Annotated in this window: 14 protein-coding genes and 1 tRNA gene; 7 read left to right on the top strand and 8 right to left on the bottom strand. The window is 66.3% G+C overall.

Going from position 1 to position 17,133, the window contains the following annotated elements:
- Nucleotides 1-53: 53 nt before the first annotated feature.
- The 5 genes from AAFP30_RS21850 (at nucleotide 54) to AAFP30_RS21830 (ending at nucleotide 5,475) form a co-directional block, all read left to right on the top strand.
- Nucleotides 54-1,211, top strand: a complete 1,158-nt coding sequence (locus tag AAFP30_RS21850) for a L,D-transpeptidase (RefSeq protein ID WP_419232179.1) — start codon at nucleotides 54-56, stop codon at nucleotides 1,209-1,211.
- A gap of 93 nt (nucleotides 1,212-1,304) precedes the next feature.
- Nucleotides 1,305-1,377 (top strand) — tRNA-Lys (locus tag AAFP30_RS21845).
- A gap of 135 nt (nucleotides 1,378-1,512) precedes the next feature.
- Nucleotides 1,513-2,703 carry a L,D-transpeptidase gene (locus AAFP30_RS21840; RefSeq protein ID WP_419232118.1) on the top strand — a complete coding sequence of 397 codons (1,191 nt, stop codon included), beginning with the start codon at nucleotides 1,513-1,515 and terminating at the stop codon, nucleotides 2,701-2,703.
- A 78-nt stretch (nucleotides 2,704-2,781) separates the two neighbouring features.
- Nucleotides 2,782-3,924, top strand: a complete 1,143-nt coding sequence (locus AAFP30_RS21835; protein WP_419232117.1) for an acyl-CoA dehydrogenase family protein — start codon at nucleotides 2,782-2,784, stop codon at nucleotides 3,922-3,924.
- Nucleotides 3,925-4,044: 120 nt separating this feature from the next.
- Nucleotides 4,045-5,475 (top strand): DUF4185 domain-containing protein, encoded by a 1,431-nt coding sequence (locus AAFP30_RS21830; RefSeq protein WP_419232178.1) that lies wholly within the window; start codon nucleotides 4,045-4,047, stop codon nucleotides 5,473-5,475.
- A 7-nt stretch (nucleotides 5,476-5,482) separates the two neighbouring features.
- On the opposite strand, the gene AAFP30_RS21825 is transcribed toward AAFP30_RS21830, so the two are convergent.
- The 4 genes from AAFP30_RS21825 to AAFP30_RS21810 form a co-directional block, all read right to left on the bottom strand.
- On the bottom strand, nucleotides 5,483-6,085 hold the full coding sequence (locus AAFP30_RS21825) for a hypothetical protein (RefSeq protein ID WP_419232116.1): 603 nt from the start codon (nucleotides 6,083-6,085) through the stop codon (nucleotides 5,483-5,485).
- Nucleotides 6,086-6,189: 104 nt separating this feature from the next.
- Nucleotides 6,190-8,220: a neutral/alkaline non-lysosomal ceramidase N-terminal domain-containing protein gene (locus AAFP30_RS21820; protein WP_419232115.1), complete on the bottom strand. Its 2,031-nt coding sequence runs from the start codon at nucleotides 8,218-8,220 to the stop codon at nucleotides 6,190-6,192.
- Nucleotides 8,221-8,889 carry a TetR/AcrR family transcriptional regulator gene (locus AAFP30_RS21815; RefSeq protein ID WP_419232114.1) on the bottom strand — a complete coding sequence of 223 codons (669 nt, stop codon included), beginning with the start codon at nucleotides 8,887-8,889 and terminating at the stop codon, nucleotides 8,221-8,223.
- Between the two features lie 13 nt (nucleotides 8,890-8,902).
- A complete protein-coding gene (locus tag AAFP30_RS21810) occupies nucleotides 8,903-10,381 on the bottom strand; it encodes a flavin monoamine oxidase family protein (protein WP_419232113.1) in 1,479 nt (492 codons plus the stop codon).
- A 238-nt stretch (nucleotides 10,382-10,619) separates the two neighbouring features.
- Between AAFP30_RS21810 and AAFP30_RS21805 the strand changes: the two genes are divergently transcribed.
- On the top strand, nucleotides 10,620-12,080 hold the full coding sequence (locus AAFP30_RS21805) for an aldehyde dehydrogenase family protein (protein WP_419232177.1): 1,461 nt from the start codon (nucleotides 10,620-10,622) through the stop codon (nucleotides 12,078-12,080).
- A gap of 36 nt (nucleotides 12,081-12,116) precedes the next feature.
- Nucleotides 12,117-14,084 (top strand): GMC family oxidoreductase N-terminal domain-containing protein, encoded by a 1,968-nt coding sequence (locus tag AAFP30_RS21800; RefSeq protein WP_419232112.1) that lies wholly within the window; start codon nucleotides 12,117-12,119, stop codon nucleotides 14,082-14,084.
- A 55-nt stretch (nucleotides 14,085-14,139) separates the two neighbouring features.
- Here the strand turns inward: AAFP30_RS21800 and AAFP30_RS21795 are convergent, their stop codons facing one another.
- From AAFP30_RS21795 to AAFP30_RS21780, 4 genes are all read right to left on the bottom strand, one after another.
- Nucleotides 14,140-15,378, bottom strand: coding sequence for a PucR family transcriptional regulator (locus AAFP30_RS21795; protein WP_419232111.1), 1,239 nt, complete (start codon nucleotides 15,376-15,378; stop codon nucleotides 14,140-14,142).
- Between the two features lie 24 nt (nucleotides 15,379-15,402).
- The gene (locus tag AAFP30_RS21790; RefSeq protein ID WP_419232110.1) at nucleotides 15,403-15,564 is read right to left on the bottom strand and encodes a hypothetical protein; all 162 of its coding nucleotides are present in this window, start codon (nucleotides 15,562-15,564) and stop codon (nucleotides 15,403-15,405) included.
- Between the two features lie 68 nt (nucleotides 15,565-15,632).
- Nucleotides 15,633-15,845: a three-helix bundle dimerization domain-containing protein gene (locus AAFP30_RS21785; RefSeq protein ID WP_419232109.1), complete on the bottom strand. Its 213-nt coding sequence runs from the start codon at nucleotides 15,843-15,845 to the stop codon at nucleotides 15,633-15,635.
- Nucleotides 15,846-15,932: 87 nt separating this feature from the next.
- Nucleotides 15,933-17,114 (bottom strand): lipase family protein, encoded by a 1,182-nt coding sequence (locus AAFP30_RS21780; protein ID WP_419232108.1) that lies wholly within the window; start codon nucleotides 17,112-17,114, stop codon nucleotides 15,933-15,935.
- Between the last annotated feature and the right edge of the window lie 19 nt (nucleotides 17,115-17,133).

The following is a 17,133-nucleotide window of genomic DNA, read 5'->3' as shown; positions in this document are numbered from 1 at the left end:
TGAAAGACGTTGTGCGCAAGACCCGGCGGCGGCGCAGTGCCGTCGCCGTTGCCATGCTGGGCGTGACGGTGAGTGCGATCGCCGGCTGCTCGGCGGCACCCAGCTACTCCGACCAGGTGACCGATGCGCCGAGCCTCGATTCGCTCGCGCAGCCGACCATCTCGGTCACCGGGTGGCGCGACAAGCCGATGACGGACAAGGCGGTGGGTGTCATGCCCGGCGCGCCGATCACCGTCCGCGCCCAGGACGGCAGCCTGTCGTCGGTCGTCGTGTCCGGCCCGGACGGCCCCGTCCCCGGCACCACCTCACCCGACGGTGCCACCTGGGTGTCCAAGCAGTCGCTGTCCTTCGGGGCGGATTACACCCTGACCGCCGCGGCCAAGGGTGTGGATGGCAACGGTGCCAGCAAGATCGGCTTCACCACCGCCTTTGCGGACTCGCTCGCCGATGCGTCGACGATCACCGAGGATGGCGAGACCGTCGGCGTCGGTCAGCCGGTGGCGATCAACTTCGACACGCCGATCACCAACAAACTCAACGCGCAGAACGCGATCAGCGTCGTCACCGACCCGCCGGTCGCGGGTGCGTTCTACTGGATCAGCGACTCGATGGTCCGGTGGCGGCCCGAACACTTCTGGGCGCCGGGCACCAAGGTGCACGTCAAGGCCAACCTCAAGGGCATCGATCTCGGCGACGGTGTCTACGGCGACAACAACTTGTCGACCAACTTCACCGTCGGCCGCAGCATGGTGTCGGTCGCCGACGACAAGACCAAGCAGATCACGGTCTCGGTCAACGGCAAGGTGGTCAAGACCATGCCGACGTCGATGGGCAAGGATTCGACGCCGACCAACAACGGCGTGTACGTCGTCGCCGAACGCGAGCCGAGTGTGATCATGGACTCGTCGACCTACGGTGTGCCGGTCGGCTCACCCGGCGGCTACCGCGAGGTCGTCGACGATGCGACGCGAATCTCGTTCAGCGGCATCTATGTCCACTCGGCTCCGTGGTCCCTGGGGGATCAGGGCGTCGACGACGTGAGCAACGGTTGCCTCAACGTCAGCCCGGAGAACGCGGAGTGGTTCCTCAACCACTCGCTGCGTGGCGACATCGTGATCGCGAAAAACACTGTGGGCCCGCCGCTTCCGGGTGACGACGGCCTGGGCGATTGGAACGTGCCGTGGGCGGTCTGGAAGAAGGGCAACGCCTGACCTCGGCTCGCGCACCGAGCTGAAAACACCCACTGACCAGGCGATTTCACTTCCAGGCCACGCGTCATGTAATGTTTCCTCTCGGTTCGCCAAGCGCCATTAGCTCAATTGGCAGAGCAGCTGACTCTTAATCAGCGGGTTCGGGGTTCGAGTCCCTGATGGCGCACAGCAGGAATAGACGCTTCGCAGCACTGCGGAGCGTCTTTTCTTCTCTCTCGACACCGGAGTCGGACAATCCCGTCCAACGGTATTTCTCGTACACTTGGCTGCGACACAGCGGCACCTGGTTGGTTGGAGGAACATGCGGCGCACCCCGCTGGCGATCATCACGATCCTGATCGCCCTCGTCTCGATGGTCACGGCATGCTCCCAGGAACCCAGTTATTCCGAGAATGTCGGTAGCTCCAACCTGTTCGACGACATGCTCAAGCCGGGTGTGGCGATCACCGAGTGGGCGAATCGGCCGCTCGCCGACAAGGCCGTCGGCATCCAGCCGGGCGCCCCGATCACCGTCCGCTCCAGCGAGGGCTCGATCACCGCGGTCCGCATCGGCAAGATCGATGGCACCCCCATCAAGGGTGAGCTCTCCGACGACGGTACGACGTGGACGAGCGCCGAACCGCTCGGCTACAACCGCACCTACACGCTCGAGGCCGACGCGGTCGGCATCGGCGGCACGAGCACCAAGCGGGTCTCCTTCACCACCCGCGCACCGAACAACCTCACCCAGGCGTATCTGACGCCGTCGCCGCGCGAGACGGTCGGCATCGGTCAACCGGTCGCGGTCAAGTTCGACGAGCCGATCCCGAATCGCCAGGCCGCCCAGGACGCCATCCGGATCACCACCAACCCGCCGGTCCAGGGCGCGTTCTACTGGATCAGTGACTCCGAGGTGCGGTGGCGTCCGGAGAAGTGGTGGACGCCGGGCACCAAGGTCAACGTCGCCGTCAACACCTACGGGATCGACCTCGGCGACGGACTGTTCGGGCAGGAGAACGTCGCCACCGACTTCACCATCGGCCGGTCGATGATCATCACCGCCGACGACCGGACCAAGCAGGTCACGTTCGACCGCGGGGGACAGGTCATCCGGTCCATGCCGACGTCGATGGGCAAGCCGGGCACCGAGACCGACAACGGGATCTACCTGGTCTCCGACAAGCACGACCACATCATCATGGACTCGTCGACCTATGGTGTGCCGGTCGGCTCGGCCGACGGCTACCGCACCCCGGTCGACTATGCGACGCGAATGTCCTACAGCGGCATCTTCTTCCATTCCGCGCCGTGGTCGGTGTGGGCGCAGGGCAACACCAACACCAGCCACGGCTGCCTCAACCTGAGCCCCGACGACGCGCTCTGGGTCATGCGTAACACGCTGCGCGGCGACCCGGTCGTCGTGAAGAACACGGCGGGCGCCACGCTGTCGGGCGTCGACGGCCTCGGCGACTGGAACATCCCGTGGAGCCAGTGGTCGAAGGGCAACGCCTGACGGGCAGCGCCCAACCTTGACATCGAAGACTGTTACGATCGCGGCTGACAATATTCGCCCGACGATCGAGGTGTCCGCATGGCCGACCGTTCCACCTGGGAAACCGATGACCTGACCGCACTGCGCGATCTCGCTCGCAGTTTCTGTGAGAAGGAGATCAAACCCAACACCGAGAAGTTCATCGAGCAGCATCACGTCGACCGTGATCTGTGGACCAAGGCCGGCGAACTCGGTCTGTTGTGCATGTCGATCCCCGAGGAGTACGGGGGAGGTGGCGGCACGTTCGCGCACGAAGCGGTGCTCATCGAGGAACAGGCCCGCATCGCCGACTCGTCGTGGGGGGTGAGCCTGCACAACGGCATCGTCGCGCACTACCTGCTCGCCTACGGCTCCGAAGAGCAGAAGCAGACGTGGCTGCCGAAGATGGCCAGTGGCGAGGTCGTCGGGGCGATCGCGATGACCGAACCCGGCACCGGGTCGGATCTGCAGAACGTCGCGACCAAGGCGGTCCGCGACGGCGACGACTACGTCATCGACGGATCAAAAACATTCATCACCAACGGCGGGCAGGCCGACCTGATCATCGTCGTCGCCAAGACGGACACCGCAGAGGGCGCCAAGGGCATCTCGCTGATCCTCGTCGACGCCGAACGCGAGGGGTTCCGGCGGGGACGGGTCCTCGACAAGGTCGGTCAACGCGGTCAGGACACCTCCGAGCTGTTCTTCGACAGCGTGCGGGTGCCGACGTCGAACCTGCTCGGCGCCGAGGAGGGGCAGGGCTTCGTCCAGCTCATGCAGCAGCTGCCGCAGGAACGGCTGATCATCGCAGTGGCCTCGGTGGCCGGCATGGAGAGCGCCGTGGCCCAGACCATCACCTACACCAAGGAACGCACCGCCTTCGGGCGGCCGATCTTCGGGTTCCAGAACACCAAGTTCAAACTCGCCGAGGCCGCCACCGAAACCCGGATCGCGCGAGTCTTCGTCGACGACTGCATCACCAAGCACCTCGACGGCGCACTCGACATCCCCACGGTGGCCATGGCCAAGTGGTGGACCAGCGATCGGGCCATGGTGGTGGCCGACGAGTGCCTGCAGCTCTTCGGCGGCTACGGCTACATGAACGAGTACCCGATCGCACGGATGTGGGCCGACAACCGCGTGCAGAAGATCTACGCCGGCACCAACGAGATCATGAAGGAGATCATCGCGCGCACCCTGTGAGGACCGTCGTCGGTGATAGATTCCTCGTGATCCACGACCGCGAGGACTCCGACGATTATGCTGCTGCGCACCGCCACACGGCTCCTGATCAGCACCGCCGTGGCCGCGGGTGTGCTCTCGATGACCACACCCGCGGTCGGTCACGCGCAGCCGACCTGGCTGCCGAGTTCCGGCTGTGTCGCCGACGCGCCGCCGAAACCACGGCCATTCGACCCCCGGGATCTGATCCCGAAGCTGCCCGACCACATCGGGATTCCGCTGCCGTATCCGCGGATTCTGCCGGTACCCATGCCCGAGTCCGCACCGCCGACGCCGGTGCGGATTCCCTCGCAGCAGCCGCCGAAGAACCCGTGTACCGACCCGTGCCCGGACCTCACCGACCCGCCGAAACCCAAGCCGTCCGACACGCCCGCGCTATCCATCCAGTTCCCCAAGATCACCCTGGACCCGGCGCCCAAAGACATCCCGATCCCGGTGCCCAATCCCAATCCGGCGCCACTACCGCCGCCACCGCCGGCCCAGCGTCCCGGTGTCGCCACGGCGCCGGTCGCCGCCAAGCCCGCACCCCCGCGGGTCGGCCGCGTCGACTACGTGTCGACGGTGACCGGCAAGGGATCGACCAGCCGCACCGACAAGCGATGGCAGATCCACGGCACCGACCTCGGCATCATGTGGGAGGCGGCACCCGGCCGGATCGCCATCGCCTTCGGTGACACCTTCGGCAAGGGATTCACCCCGCCGGGCGCCAACGGGCGCGACTGGCGCAGCAACGTGCTCGGCTTCAGCTCGGACCGTAAACTGGCCGACGGTCTGTCCATCGACACCATGGTGCAAGACAGCAGATGCCATGCCGCGCAAATCATCTCCGCGCGACACATCAATCACATCGAGATGACGACGATCCCCACGTCGGGGTTCGCGATCGGTGACCGGCAGTACATGAGCTACATGTCGGTGCGCACCTGGGGCGAGATCCCCGGGGTGTGGCTGACCAACTACGGCGGACTGGCGTACTCCGACGACGGCGGCTCGACGTGGACGAAGGACGCGTATGCCCGGTGGGACAACATCTTCGGGACCAGTCAGTTCCAGGTCTCGTCGATGGTGCCCCAGGGCGACTACGTCTACATGTTCGGTACCCCCAACTCGCGGCTGGGATCGATCGGGTTGGCCCGGGTCCCGAAGGACCACGTGCTCAACAAGACCGCGTACCAGTATTGGCGCGACGGACGCTGGGTCCCGGCCCGCGACGGCAATATCGCATCGGTCCTGTTCGGTGGCCCCACCGGCGAACTCTCCGCGCGCTACGACGCCGCGTCACAGCGGTGGCAACTGAGTTACCTTGATGGACTTCGCCAGTCGATCGTGCTGCGCACCGCCCGCTCACCGCAGGGACTGTGGTCGGAGCCGGCGGATCTGGTGCACTCGTCGCGCTTTGCTCAGCTCTACGGCGGCTTCCTGCATCCGTGGTCGAGCGGCCGCGACCTGTACTTCACGATGTCCACCTGGGCCGCCTACAACGTGACGTTGATGCGGGCGCACGTGTACTGAGAGCTACCTACGGCGTGTTGATCCAGGTGAGGATCGCCTGTCCGGCCTGTGGGTCGCCCGAGTTGATACCGACGGCGGCGCCGATCGCGGCACCCACTCCGGCACCCCAGATGCATCCGACGATGACGAGACAGCCGACGATCAATCCGGCGATGGCGCCGACCGCGGTCGCCACGCCGCCGCCACGATTCCAGCCGTTGTTGATGTGCCAGATCATCTTCTGATAGGCGCGGTCTTTCTTCGTCGCGGCCGGGTGCATGCCGCGCGCAATCAGGTCCCGGGCCCCGGGGGTGATCAGCGGGTGGAACGTGGCGCTGGTTCGATCGGCACTGACAGTTGCGCGCAACGGGATTCGAGCCCCGTTCAGCGGAACCCAGGGGGCCACCCGGTCGACGAGCCGACCCGAGTGGTCGACCACCGACAGTCCGCCGTCGGCCGCGGCGACGAAGGTCGCGTGCTGCAGGACGGTGGTGATCGATGTTCCGTCCGCCGACGCCGTGGTGCGCTGGGTGGGTGCGCCCGGCGTGGGTGCTCCGTGCGCGGTGCCCGCGGCGACGATGAGCATGGCGATCGATGCGACGGTGAAGAGTGCGAGTCTGAGCAGCTTCATGGCTGTTGCGGTCCTCTGTGCGTTCGGCGACGTGGTTCTGACCCCCGCTCACCCTAACCCGCGCAGATATCGTTCGGGCTGTCGGCAATGCCCGATTCGGTCAATCATTCGACGACGAACGCCGGCGACGCTCCGGTGAAGCCGTGCACTCGTCCGTCCGCTGTTCGTCGATCGCCGTGGTACCGAATCCGGAACCGGCCGATGCCGCGTCGTGGGACCGTCCATGCAATCCGGATGATCGACTGATCGGTACTGTTCGCCGGTCGGCGCCACCGTAGCTCGGTTTCCCAGTCATGGTCGGTGGCGACGGTCGTCCAGGTCCCGCCCGATCGACGCTGTACCTCGAGATATGTTCCGTCGGTGTGGAAGTCGTTGTTCGGATGGGCGCCGACGAACTCGACGACCACGGTCTGGCCGGGGCGGTATCGGGCTCTGGCAGGGGTGAGGACATCGCCGAAGGTGCGGCCGGGAATCGGTTGATCTGGCGGTACCGGCGGTAGGAGGTCCGGCTGGAATCCCGATTTGTCGAGCGGCGCCGGCCCGCGCGGCACCGCGCGGCCGGTGGCCATCGCGCCCGCGAGCGAATGGAACTCCTGCAGATACGCCGAGAGCGTCCACCGGCCGAATTGCGTCTCGCCACCCTCATACTGCTGCGAGTCGTACTCCTCCGGGGTGGTGACGTACTGCGTGTAGGCGTTCGAATAGCCCTGCACCACAACATTGTCCGGGCTGGTGCGCAGCGCGTCACCCACCACCTGCCGCAATCGGAGACCGGCGACGATGGTCACCTCGGCGGGAATGGCCGCGAGGACCAGTTCACCGATCCGCAGGATCTGCAGCGGCACGATCTGCGGAATCCACGGCGCCGGCGGCATGATGCCGAGCGGGAACATGATCAGCTTGGGGGCCTGCATGTCCTGCATCCAGCCGGGTACCCGCGGCCGGGTGCCGCCGCCGAAGGCCGACAGCAGGGGATTGGTGGTGCCCTCCTGGAGGAAACCCAACTGCGAGTAGTAGTTGTCCTCGGTGCTCGTGGCGACCGCACCCGCGCCCATCATCGCCGGCGTGGTGCGTGCGGGTCGATGCTCCGGGGTGAATGCGGGATCGATGGACACCGACGACATGTCGACGTAGCGCACGATGGAGGCGACGCCACCGCGACTCATCGGCCGCGCCGAGTCGAAAGCGGTGCGCCCCGAATGATACTGGCGTTCGCCGATGATCTCGCAGTTGTGTTTGTTGTCGTGCGTGGGTCCGCTCGGGTGCATCTTGACCAGGTCGAGATTGGGGGTCATGTCACCCGAGTTCGTTTGCGGGAACGCCGCGACGAAACCCGGTTCGGTGTGTTCCCAGCGGTAGCTGGCATACCCTTTGTTGTCGCCGGCGATCAGCCGGTTCTTGTCGGTCAGCGACGTGCCGTGCGTGGGGAACCAGGTGATGGCACCGATGTCCTTGTCGCCCTGACGGAATCGCAGCACCGTGACCTTCGGGTCGATGGCGTCGGGGAACTGTCGTCGTTCCGAGGCGGGGTTCAGTTCGAACGCGATACGTGAGCGGTTGCGGCTCGCGTCATGCAGTTCCTCGTGCCCGATGCTGATGGTGCCCGGCGCCAGTGATTCATGGGCGCGCACGATGGCGGTGTAGATCCCGTTCAGTTCGGCCTCATAGGAGTTGCGTTTGAATCCGTACGCGGCCAACGAGTAGGCGAAATCCCAGGCGGTGCCACCGCAGGACGCATGGGTGTGCGTGGCATTGAGATTGACATTGCGTTCGGTGTACAGCGAGCCGAATCGCTTGGCCAATTTGGGCATCAGCCCCATGTGATGTGACTGGAACAGGCAGGCCAGGTCGGTGGTGACAAAAACGACGCGCTGACCGCTGGCCTGGTCGACGACGATGAACGCCCGCGCCCAGCACCGCTGCAGTAGTCCCTCGGCGACCTGGTCGGCCTCGGAGTAGCCCATCATGCCCTGACCGGCGATCGCGCCGGTGACATCCGCCTTGCCGCAGCCCACCAGATAGCCTGCCGCTGCCGGCGCCGCTGTGGCAACCGGTTGTCCGGCAATCACAGCGGCACCACCCCCCACGGCGGTGACGGCGGCACCGACCAATAGTTGTCGTCGGTTCACGTCCATCTACGTCCCCCTTGTGTTGTCGTCCCTGTGTGTCGTCGTGTGGCTTCCCAGTGGTTCACGCACGTGGGTGAGCAGCATGAGCACGGCCGCCTCGGCGATCCGGCGACAGACCTTCTCGTCGCGGGTGTTCAGATACGCCAACGTGATTCCGTCGGTGGCCGCGACCACCAGCGGTGCGAGGTCGTCGACCGGTTCGTCCCACTCGACGGCGGTCATCTGCGCGGCCAGGGCCAAGCCGTAGGCGATCGCCTCGTAGTAGCGGAGGTACATCTCGCCGCCGGATTGCGTCAGCCCCTTGGCCTGACGTGCGTACTGGTTGAGCGAGATCATCGCCTGCTCACGCTCCGGGTCGGCGATGACTCCGTCGAGGTAGCCGAAGAGGCTCTCGCGCAGGATGTTCCGCAATCCGTCGGCGCCACTGGGCCGATCGGCGGTCGCGTCGGTGAGGGACGCGGCGATGACGGCGAGCTCACTGTCGGTGCCGCGTTGGACCAGCGCGGCCAGCAGGTCGTCGCGCGAGTCGAACACATAGTGGAACGTCGACAAGGTCATCTGCGCCTCGGCGCAGATCGCGCGGGTGGTCGCACCGTCGACCCCGTGCCGGGAGATCACCCGGAATGCGGCTTCCAGCAGCAGTTCTCGTCGTTTCGCGACCGGCATACGGGCCATGTCAGTCGTGTACTCAGCGCAGCCCGCCGAGGACTTCGCGAGCGGCGCGTTGCCCTGAGCGCACCGCGCCGTCCATGTAGCCGGTCCAGAAGTCTGCCGTCTCGGTGCCGGCCCAGTGGATCGGACCCACCGGATCCCGCAGCGCCGGACCGAATCTGGTGAGCGTGCCGGGTGCGCTGACAGCGACCGGGCCACCGCGCGACCACGGCTCGAGGTCCCACTTGAAGTTCGCGTAGTCGATGTAGTCACGGGCTTCGGGGCCGAAGTACTCGACGAAGTTCTCGATGCACTCGCGCACCAGTTGCGATTCCGGCGCGTGGTCGAGGCGGCGCATCGCGTCGGCGGAGATGAAGCCCATCAGGATATGCTGTCCCTCGGTGTAGCTCTCGAACGTGACGTCGATCGGCCGGCCGTTGCCGTAGACCTGACCGGACAGTCCCTTCTCCCGCCAGAACGGTCGCTTGTACAGGGCGGAGAACTTGCTGATCGATCCCATCTGATAGCCGCGGGTCAGACCGACTCGGGGTGCCGGAAGCCCAGGGAGATAACGGATCTGGTCGCTGATGGCCGGCGACATCGCGACGATGACCTTGCGTGCGGTGAACGTGCCCGCGTCGCTGCGCACCGTGGCGCGCGTGCCGCTCCATCCGATCGAGCGGACCGGTGCGTTGTAGACGATCCGGTTGCCCAGGGCGCGCGCCATGCGCAGCGGCACCTGCGCGGCGCCGCCGACGAAGATGCGTTCCTGGGCGCCGCCGTCGGTGCTGAGCAGGCGGATGAGCGTGCCCGGATTCTGCTCGTCACCGGCGGCAGCGATGTAGTTGAGGAAGTAGAGCGCCGACACCTCATCGGCCCGCACCGACAGCGCGGCCGACATCGCCACGGTCATCAACATCTTCGCGGTCGGATCGGTGACCGTCGTGTCGATGTAGCGCTGCCAGGTGATGGAGTCCAGGTACCGGGCGTTGGGGTGCTTCCAGGGCTGGCCGACCGGGAAGCCTGCGAGCGCCTCGACCTGCGCCTTGGTCAGCCCCCCGAGCGCTTGTGGCGCGGCAGGAATGATCGGCAGGGGCAGGGCGGCCGACATCCGGGTCGCGGTCCCGGAGTTCCAGAAGATGCTATCGCCCTGGTTGTAGGTCGGGATGGTCGACACACCGTACTCGCGGGCCAGTGCGGCGATGTGATCCTGGGTCGGTCCGATGAACTCGGCTCCCGCGTCCAGCGTGGCACCGACCTTCGGTGACTTGATGTTGTGCACCCGCCCACCTGCGCGGTTGCGGGCTTCGAGGACGAGCACCGACGCTCCGGACGCCACCAGCGACTTGGCGGCCGCCAGACCGCTCAGCCCACCACCGACAACGATCGCGTCGACTGTGCCACCGCGAGGTGCGGCGCCCGCCCGGCCCGCGCCGAGGATGCCGGCGCCGGCCACCGCGCTCACGGTGACTGCCGCGCCGGAGAGGAGGGCGCGGCGTGAGATGTCTTGGCTCATCAGGGTTTCCGATTCTGGTGCGGGACCGCGGAGGTCGTCGGGTGGATGGAACGAAACGCTAGTACCGACATGTTCAGGTCAAATGACCTGAAGTAACGGCATGGTAACAGAGGGCTGTGATCTGGATCGCAGGAGGATGCGAGTTGGGCGGAGCGCGGGCGGATCATGTGCCAAGGCACTATTTGCTACGGCGAATCCGGGCACGTGCACATGGTGATAGCAATCACGCAGCGAGATGATGGGTGTCATCAGCAACAACGCAAGCAAGGAGGCGAGTGTGCTCACGCGCGCAAATCATTTCATCGACGGAACCTGGGTTCCGTCCGAGTCCACCGAGACCATCGAGGTCACCGACGCCGGTCGCGGCGAGGTCATGGCCACGGTTCCGTCGGGTACCACCGCCGACGTCGACAAAGCGGTCGCCGCAGCCCGCGCGGCCTTCGACGCCTGGGCCGGTCTCGACGTTGCCGAGCGGGTCGGGTATCTGAAGCTCGCCGCCGAGGAACTCGCGCGGCGTCAGAACGCGATCGCCGCGGTGATCTGCCGCGAAGTCGGAACCCCTTACGCGACAAGCAATGTGGTGCAGGTCGGCCTGCCACAGATGACCCTGTCGGCGACCGCGGAGATCGCACTGGACTACCGCTACACCGAGCGGATCTACAACTCACTCGTCGTCAAGAAGCCGATCGGCGTCGTCGCGGCCATCACGCCGTGGAACTACCCGTTGCATCAACTCGTCGCGAAGGTCGCGCCCGCACTGGCCGCAGGCTGCACCATCGTCGCCAAGCCGAGCGAGGTCGCACCGCTCAACGCGTTCGCACTCGCCGAGATCTTCGAGACCATCGGCCTGCCCCGCGGCGTCTTCAACCTCGTCACCGGTTACGGCACCACCGTCGGAGAGGCCATGGTCGCCCACGCGGGAGTCGACATGGTCACCTTCACCGGGTCGACCGCAGCCGGTCGTCGGATCGGCGCCGTTGCCGCCGACACCATCAAGCGTGTTGCCCTCGAACTCGGCGGGAAGTCGCCGCTGATCGCCCTCGACGACGCCGACCCGGTTGCCGTCGCGACCGCCAGCGCCGGCGCCTGCTACCTCAACTCGGGCCAGACGTGTATTGCGTTGACCCGTCTCATCGTGCCGGCCGCTCGCAAGGCCGAGTACGAGGCGATCGCCAAGGCCGCCGCCGAGAGCGTCGTGGTCGGCGATCCGTTCGACCCGACGTCGGTCATCGGCCCGCTGGTCTCCGACGTCCAGCGTGACCGGGTGCGCGCGATGATCACCAGCGGTATCGACGAGGGCGCGACCCTGCTCACCGGTGGTGTGGAGGCACCGGACGGGCTCGATGCGGGCTACTACGTCCGACCGACCGTCTTCACCGACACCACCCCCGACATGCGCATCGTCAAAGAAGAGATCTTCGGGCCGGTGCTCGTCCTGCAGACCTACGAAACCGAGGATGAGGCAATCGCGTTGGCCAACGATTCGGTGTACGGGCTCAATGCCGGCGTCTACTCCGCCGACGTCGATCGCGCGATCGCGGTCGGCCTGCGTCTCGACTCGGGCCAGGTTCAGATCAACGACGGTGCCTTCAACATCCACGCCCCGTTCGGTGGAGTGAAGCAGTCCGGCAACGGACGTGAACTCGGCGTGGCCGGTCTCGAGGACTTCCTCGAGACGACGGCGCTGCAGCTGCCCTGATCACCCTCCACGAACCAACTCACCAGGAATCACCACATGACTGAGATCACCTTCACTCCACTCCGCCGCGAAACGCTCCAGGCGCTCGTCGACACCTTCGTCGCATCGGTGCCGCACGAGGGCGAGGACCCGCACGGCTTCTACGCGACCCCCGGTAGCGCCGTCGGCGCCCACCTCGCCGTCGAGCAGTACCTGACCGCCAAGCTGCCGGCCGCGCAACTCGCCGGACTGCTCGAGCTGCTCGACGCGTTCGCGTTGACCGGCCTCAAGAACCAACCCCAGCACGTGCGGGAGACAAGCATCGGTGTGGTGTCCCGCATCGCACCGGAGGCGGCCGTCGGCATCGGCGCCGTGCGCCAGCTCTCCATCAACTTCGCCTATGCGATCACCGACGAGCAGGGACGCTCTCCGCTGGTCACCGGCATGGGCTTCCCCGGCATCCCGGAGATCGCGGGCCGCCGGGGCCGCACCCTGACCGTGCGCGACACCGCCGCCGACGACACCATCGTGTGCGACGCCGTGGTCGTCGGCTCCGGTTCGGGCGGCGGGGTCGCCGCAGCCGAGCTCGCCGGAGCCGGCAAGCGCGTGATCGTGCTCGAAGCCGGTGACTACGTCAGTGAAGCCGAGTTCGGCCTGACCGAGCTCGCGGCCTACCAGCAGCTGTGCCTCAACGGCGGCGCGTTCCAGACCGTCGACGGCATGGTCAACATCCTCGCCGGCGGCGTCGTCGGCGGTGGCTCGACCCTGAACTGGTCCAACTCGGTGCCGCTTCCCGTGCGTCTGCGTCAGCGGTGGGCCGACGAGTTCGGCCTGACCGACGTTGCGACCGACGAGTTCGAGGCACACATCTCGGCCGTGATGAGCCGCATCAGCGCCAACGAGAAGGTCGCCTTCCAGAACGGTCCGCACACCAAGCTGTCCGAAGGTGCGCAGGCCTGCGGCTGGAGCTACAAGCACACCAACCTCAACATCGACCCTGAGCTCTTCGACGAAAAGCTCTCCGGTTTCAGCGGTTTCGGTGATGCAACGGGTGCCAAGCAGGGCACCATGCGCACCTACCTGCAGGATGCGAGCGATGCCGGCGCCGAGTTGATCGCCCGTGCCCGGGCCCGCGAGGTGCTGCACACCGACGGACAGGCATCCGGTGTCCTCGTCGACATCGTCGACGCCGAAGGTGTTGTGTCCTATTCGATTCGCGTCATGGCGCCGACCGTCGTGGTGGCCGGCGGCAGCATGGAGACCCCGGCGTTGCTGCTGCGCTCCGGAATCGGTGGTCCGGCCGCCGGTGCCAATCTGCGACTGCACCCGGCGGGTCTGGTCAGCGGACTCTACGGCGACGAGGACCTCGCTCCGTTCAGCGGTCCGGCGCAGGCCGGCATCATGGACGAGTTCGGCGCGGGCAGCGACGAGCACCACGCATTCCTCGTCGAGGGCGTGCAGCAGTTCCCGGGTCTGTTCGCCTCGGTGACGCCGTGGACCTCGGCCGCCGAGCACAAGGAACTCATCGGACGCTACCGCTCACGCGCCGACTGGGTCTTCATCACCGAAGACCATGGCAGTGGCCGTATCTCGATCGACGACGAGGGTCGCTCGGTTGCCGGCTATCCGTTCGACGACGAAGGTGACCAGCGCACCTTCCACACCGCAGCCAGTGCCTGCATCCGCATGCATGCGGCCCGCGGTGCGGACACGATCTGGGTTGGCGGACAACCGTTTGCGCCGTGGCGCCGCGGCGACGACGTCGATGAGTTCATCGCCCGCGTCGATGCACTGCCGATCGGCCCCGGCGGACTGGTCGCGTTCAGCGCACACCAGATGGGCAGTGCCGCACTCGGTTCCGATCCGGAGACCAGTGTCGCCGATCCGAGCGGACAGCTGCATGACACTCGCGGCGTGTGGATCGCCGACGCCAGTGGCATGCCGACCTGCTCGTCGGTCAACCCGATGGTCACCACCATGACGCTCGCACGACGCACCGCGCACGCGATCCTCGCGGCCGGCTGATCGATTGCTCGCACAAGTGGGATACGGCTCCAGTAGCCGTGTCCCACTTCGTCGTTCAGTCGGGGACGAGCACCTCCGGTGCGCGGTGCGCCACGTCGAGGGCGAGGAAGACCTGCAGTCGGCGAGGCGCGATCGGTCGTCCCATCAAGGTCTCGGCGCGAGCCAGCCGCTGCAGCACCGTGTTTCGGTGGGTGAAAAGCCGGGCGGCGGCGCGTGGTGCGGACTCACCCTCCTCCAGATGGATGCGCACCGTGGTGCGGAGTGTCTCCAGTGCGGGGTCCGACCCGGCCAGTTCGCCCAGCACATCGCGCACGAATTGGGCCGCCTTAGCCGGGTCTTCGGTGGCCAGCGCTGCGGGGACGAGTTCGTCGTAGGTCAGTGGGTCGTCGCCGGTGGCGCCGGTCATGGCGAGACGCTGGACGGCGATCGTCTGGGACTGCGCCTGTCGGAACCCCTCGGGCCCGGAAGCCGTGGGGCCGATGAGAACGCGCGGGGCGGTCGAGAGCCCGGCCGCGGCCGCACGTAGTGCGTCGCGATTCGCCGAGGAGCCTGCAGTCAGCCACAACCAGATCTGTCCGGCTCCGGCCGGGTGGCTGACCCAGCGTGCGTCGAGAAGGCCGGCGAGTTCTCCCGCGGCGCGTTCGAGCGCCTCGGGTGCGGCGTCCGGCGACCACATCGCGACAAAGGTGTGCTGTGCAATCAGCGGATAGCCGAGTCGGCGGGTGGCGCTCTCGGTATCCATGGGCGCGCCGTCGATGAGCAGCCGGATGGTTTCTGCGCGGCGGGTGAGTCCGCCGTGGTTGAGCTCGTCGTGCTGGTTCTGGACCTCGGCGACCTCCATCGCCAGCGAGTCGTTGACGTAGCTGAAGATGAGATCGGAGCTGCGACTGAGCACCTCCACGAGTTCGGTGCGGTCTTCGACGACGTCGGATGCGACCTGAATCCATCGGCGCCACAATGCTTCCTGGCCGAAACGGTAGGCCTGGATCAGTACCTCGAGTTCGATGCCGCGACGTACCAGGTTGCGCGCCTTGACGATTCCTTCTGGGCGGGTCTGGACCGGGACAGGGGAGTCGGGGTGCACCGCGACCGAGTGCAGGAAATGCAGAACGATGACCCGATTGCTCGCCGTCGTGTCGTGGGTGATCGCCGGATCGCTCATCATCGCGGGTGCGCCCTGCGCGACCGCCGCATTGATCCCATCGACCACCGCGTCCGCGTCGTCCAGAATGCGGCCGGCAATTGTCGCGACCCATGACGATATCTCTGTCGTGGGTCGCTCGGTGACCGTCATGCACCCATCGTAGTGACGGGGTGGCTACTTGTACTTCTTGATGATCTTCGCGGCTTCTTTGTCGTCGACGTTCTTGGCCACCAATTTGCCGTTCTTGGCCTTGCGGATGGAGTACAGACCGTCCTTCTTGGCGGCGGCGACGTGGAGGTCGACTTTCTTCGCGGCCTTGTTGAGATCCTCGAGCATGACGGGGATCGTACGGTACGCAAGTAAACGGACGATGCCATCAGTGTCCGCTTCGGACTTGAGATAGGTCACGATGCTGCAGCTGCATGCTGCGCGCGCAGTGCCTTGCTTGCCCGGTGTTCGACGAGCAGGGCTGCGACGTCGTCGGCGTGTCGGCCGGCGAGTTGTCGGTACGCGTCGTCGACGACGCGGCTCACCTCGGCCGGATCGTGGTCCGGAAAGTAGGTCATCAATCGGCTGACAACAGCCTCCACCCGCTGTTGTTCATTTCCCCCGTGCATGGGGTTCATCATAATTCCACTTCAGTCAGCTGACCTACCCGGATGGTTGTGAGCTGCAACATATGCCTAATTGGCCGGTGACGGATCTCAGCAGGTGGTTGATGCGTTCTCACCGTCGAGGCGGGCCTGGGCGAAGGTCTGTGCGTCTGCCAGGGATGCCTGCACGCTCGCGCGATGATCAGCCCCCGGATAGGTGTGGTAGTCGATCTGGGTGCCATGGGAACACATCGTGGTGGCCAGAGTGTCAGTGAGCGGCTTGGCGATCACCGTGTCCGCGGTGCCCTGGGCAAGCAACACGGGAACCTTTGGTCGAGAGTTCGATGGGTCCTGCGCGGCAAGGTAATTGGATAGAGGCGCGACATCCGCTCCGGGCTTGATGACTGAGGTGAGCGAGGCCTGGGGGATGGCGGCTCGCACATCGGCGATGCAGCCGCGTCGCGCGGCGGTCATCAATGGCGCCGCGCCAGGACCGACGAAGTCGCTCGGTACCACTGCCGGGTCGGAGGCCGCGGCCCCCAGCACCATGAGCGGAAAGAAGCCCAGGGCTGTCGTGGCCGCAGGGTTGCCTGACGCGATGAACTGCGGCAATTGCGCCAGGCCGCTGCCGGGTGCGATGGACACTGCACCGAGTAAATCCAATTCTGGTGCGCGTGCCACGCCGACATCAGAGGTGGTGATCGCGGCTGAGCCTCCCTGGCTGTGGCCCATGGCGAACCACTTGGTTCCGACTGAGGGGTCCAGGTTCCGCGCTGCGCGGACGATGTCGGTGACCGCGTTCGCTTCGCTGACCGCATTCAGATAGGTGTGGTCGCCCGGGGTTCCCATGCCCTCGTAATCGGTCGCGACGACGGCATAACCCTTCTGCAGCCACTGGTCCAGGGTGTTCGACACCGGGCCGAGGTAGTCGTGCGCCGGGCCGTCGGACGTGTCGCCGGACGGCGCGCAGGTATCCGCGATGCCAGTGGTTCCGTGCGCCCAACTGATCACCGGCCAACCGCCCTCGGGTGCCTGCCCGCGCGGAACAGCGACCGTTCCGGACACAACGATTCGTTGCTGATTCGCGTTCTCGGTCGCATAGGTGATCAGCTCGTCACGAGCTGCGCTGGGCAAAGCCGCGGCGTTCTGCAGCGGCGCGGAGGACAGGATGGCGCCGGCCTTTGGTTGCGACGCGGCATTCGTGTCGTCGGTCGACGAACACGCGGACAGAACGGCTGCGGCTACCGCCAGTCCGCCGATGATCCGGATGGAAACGGTATGGCCAGAACGCATGGAACCTCCGAACGGGAAC

This window comes from Gordonia sp. CPCC 205515, from assembly GCF_048537925.1.
Lineage (GTDB): Bacteria > Actinomycetota > Actinomycetes > Mycobacteriales > Mycobacteriaceae > Gordonia.
Note: the sequence above shows the minus strand (reverse complement) of the source record. Positions and strands in the feature narration are given on the sequence as shown.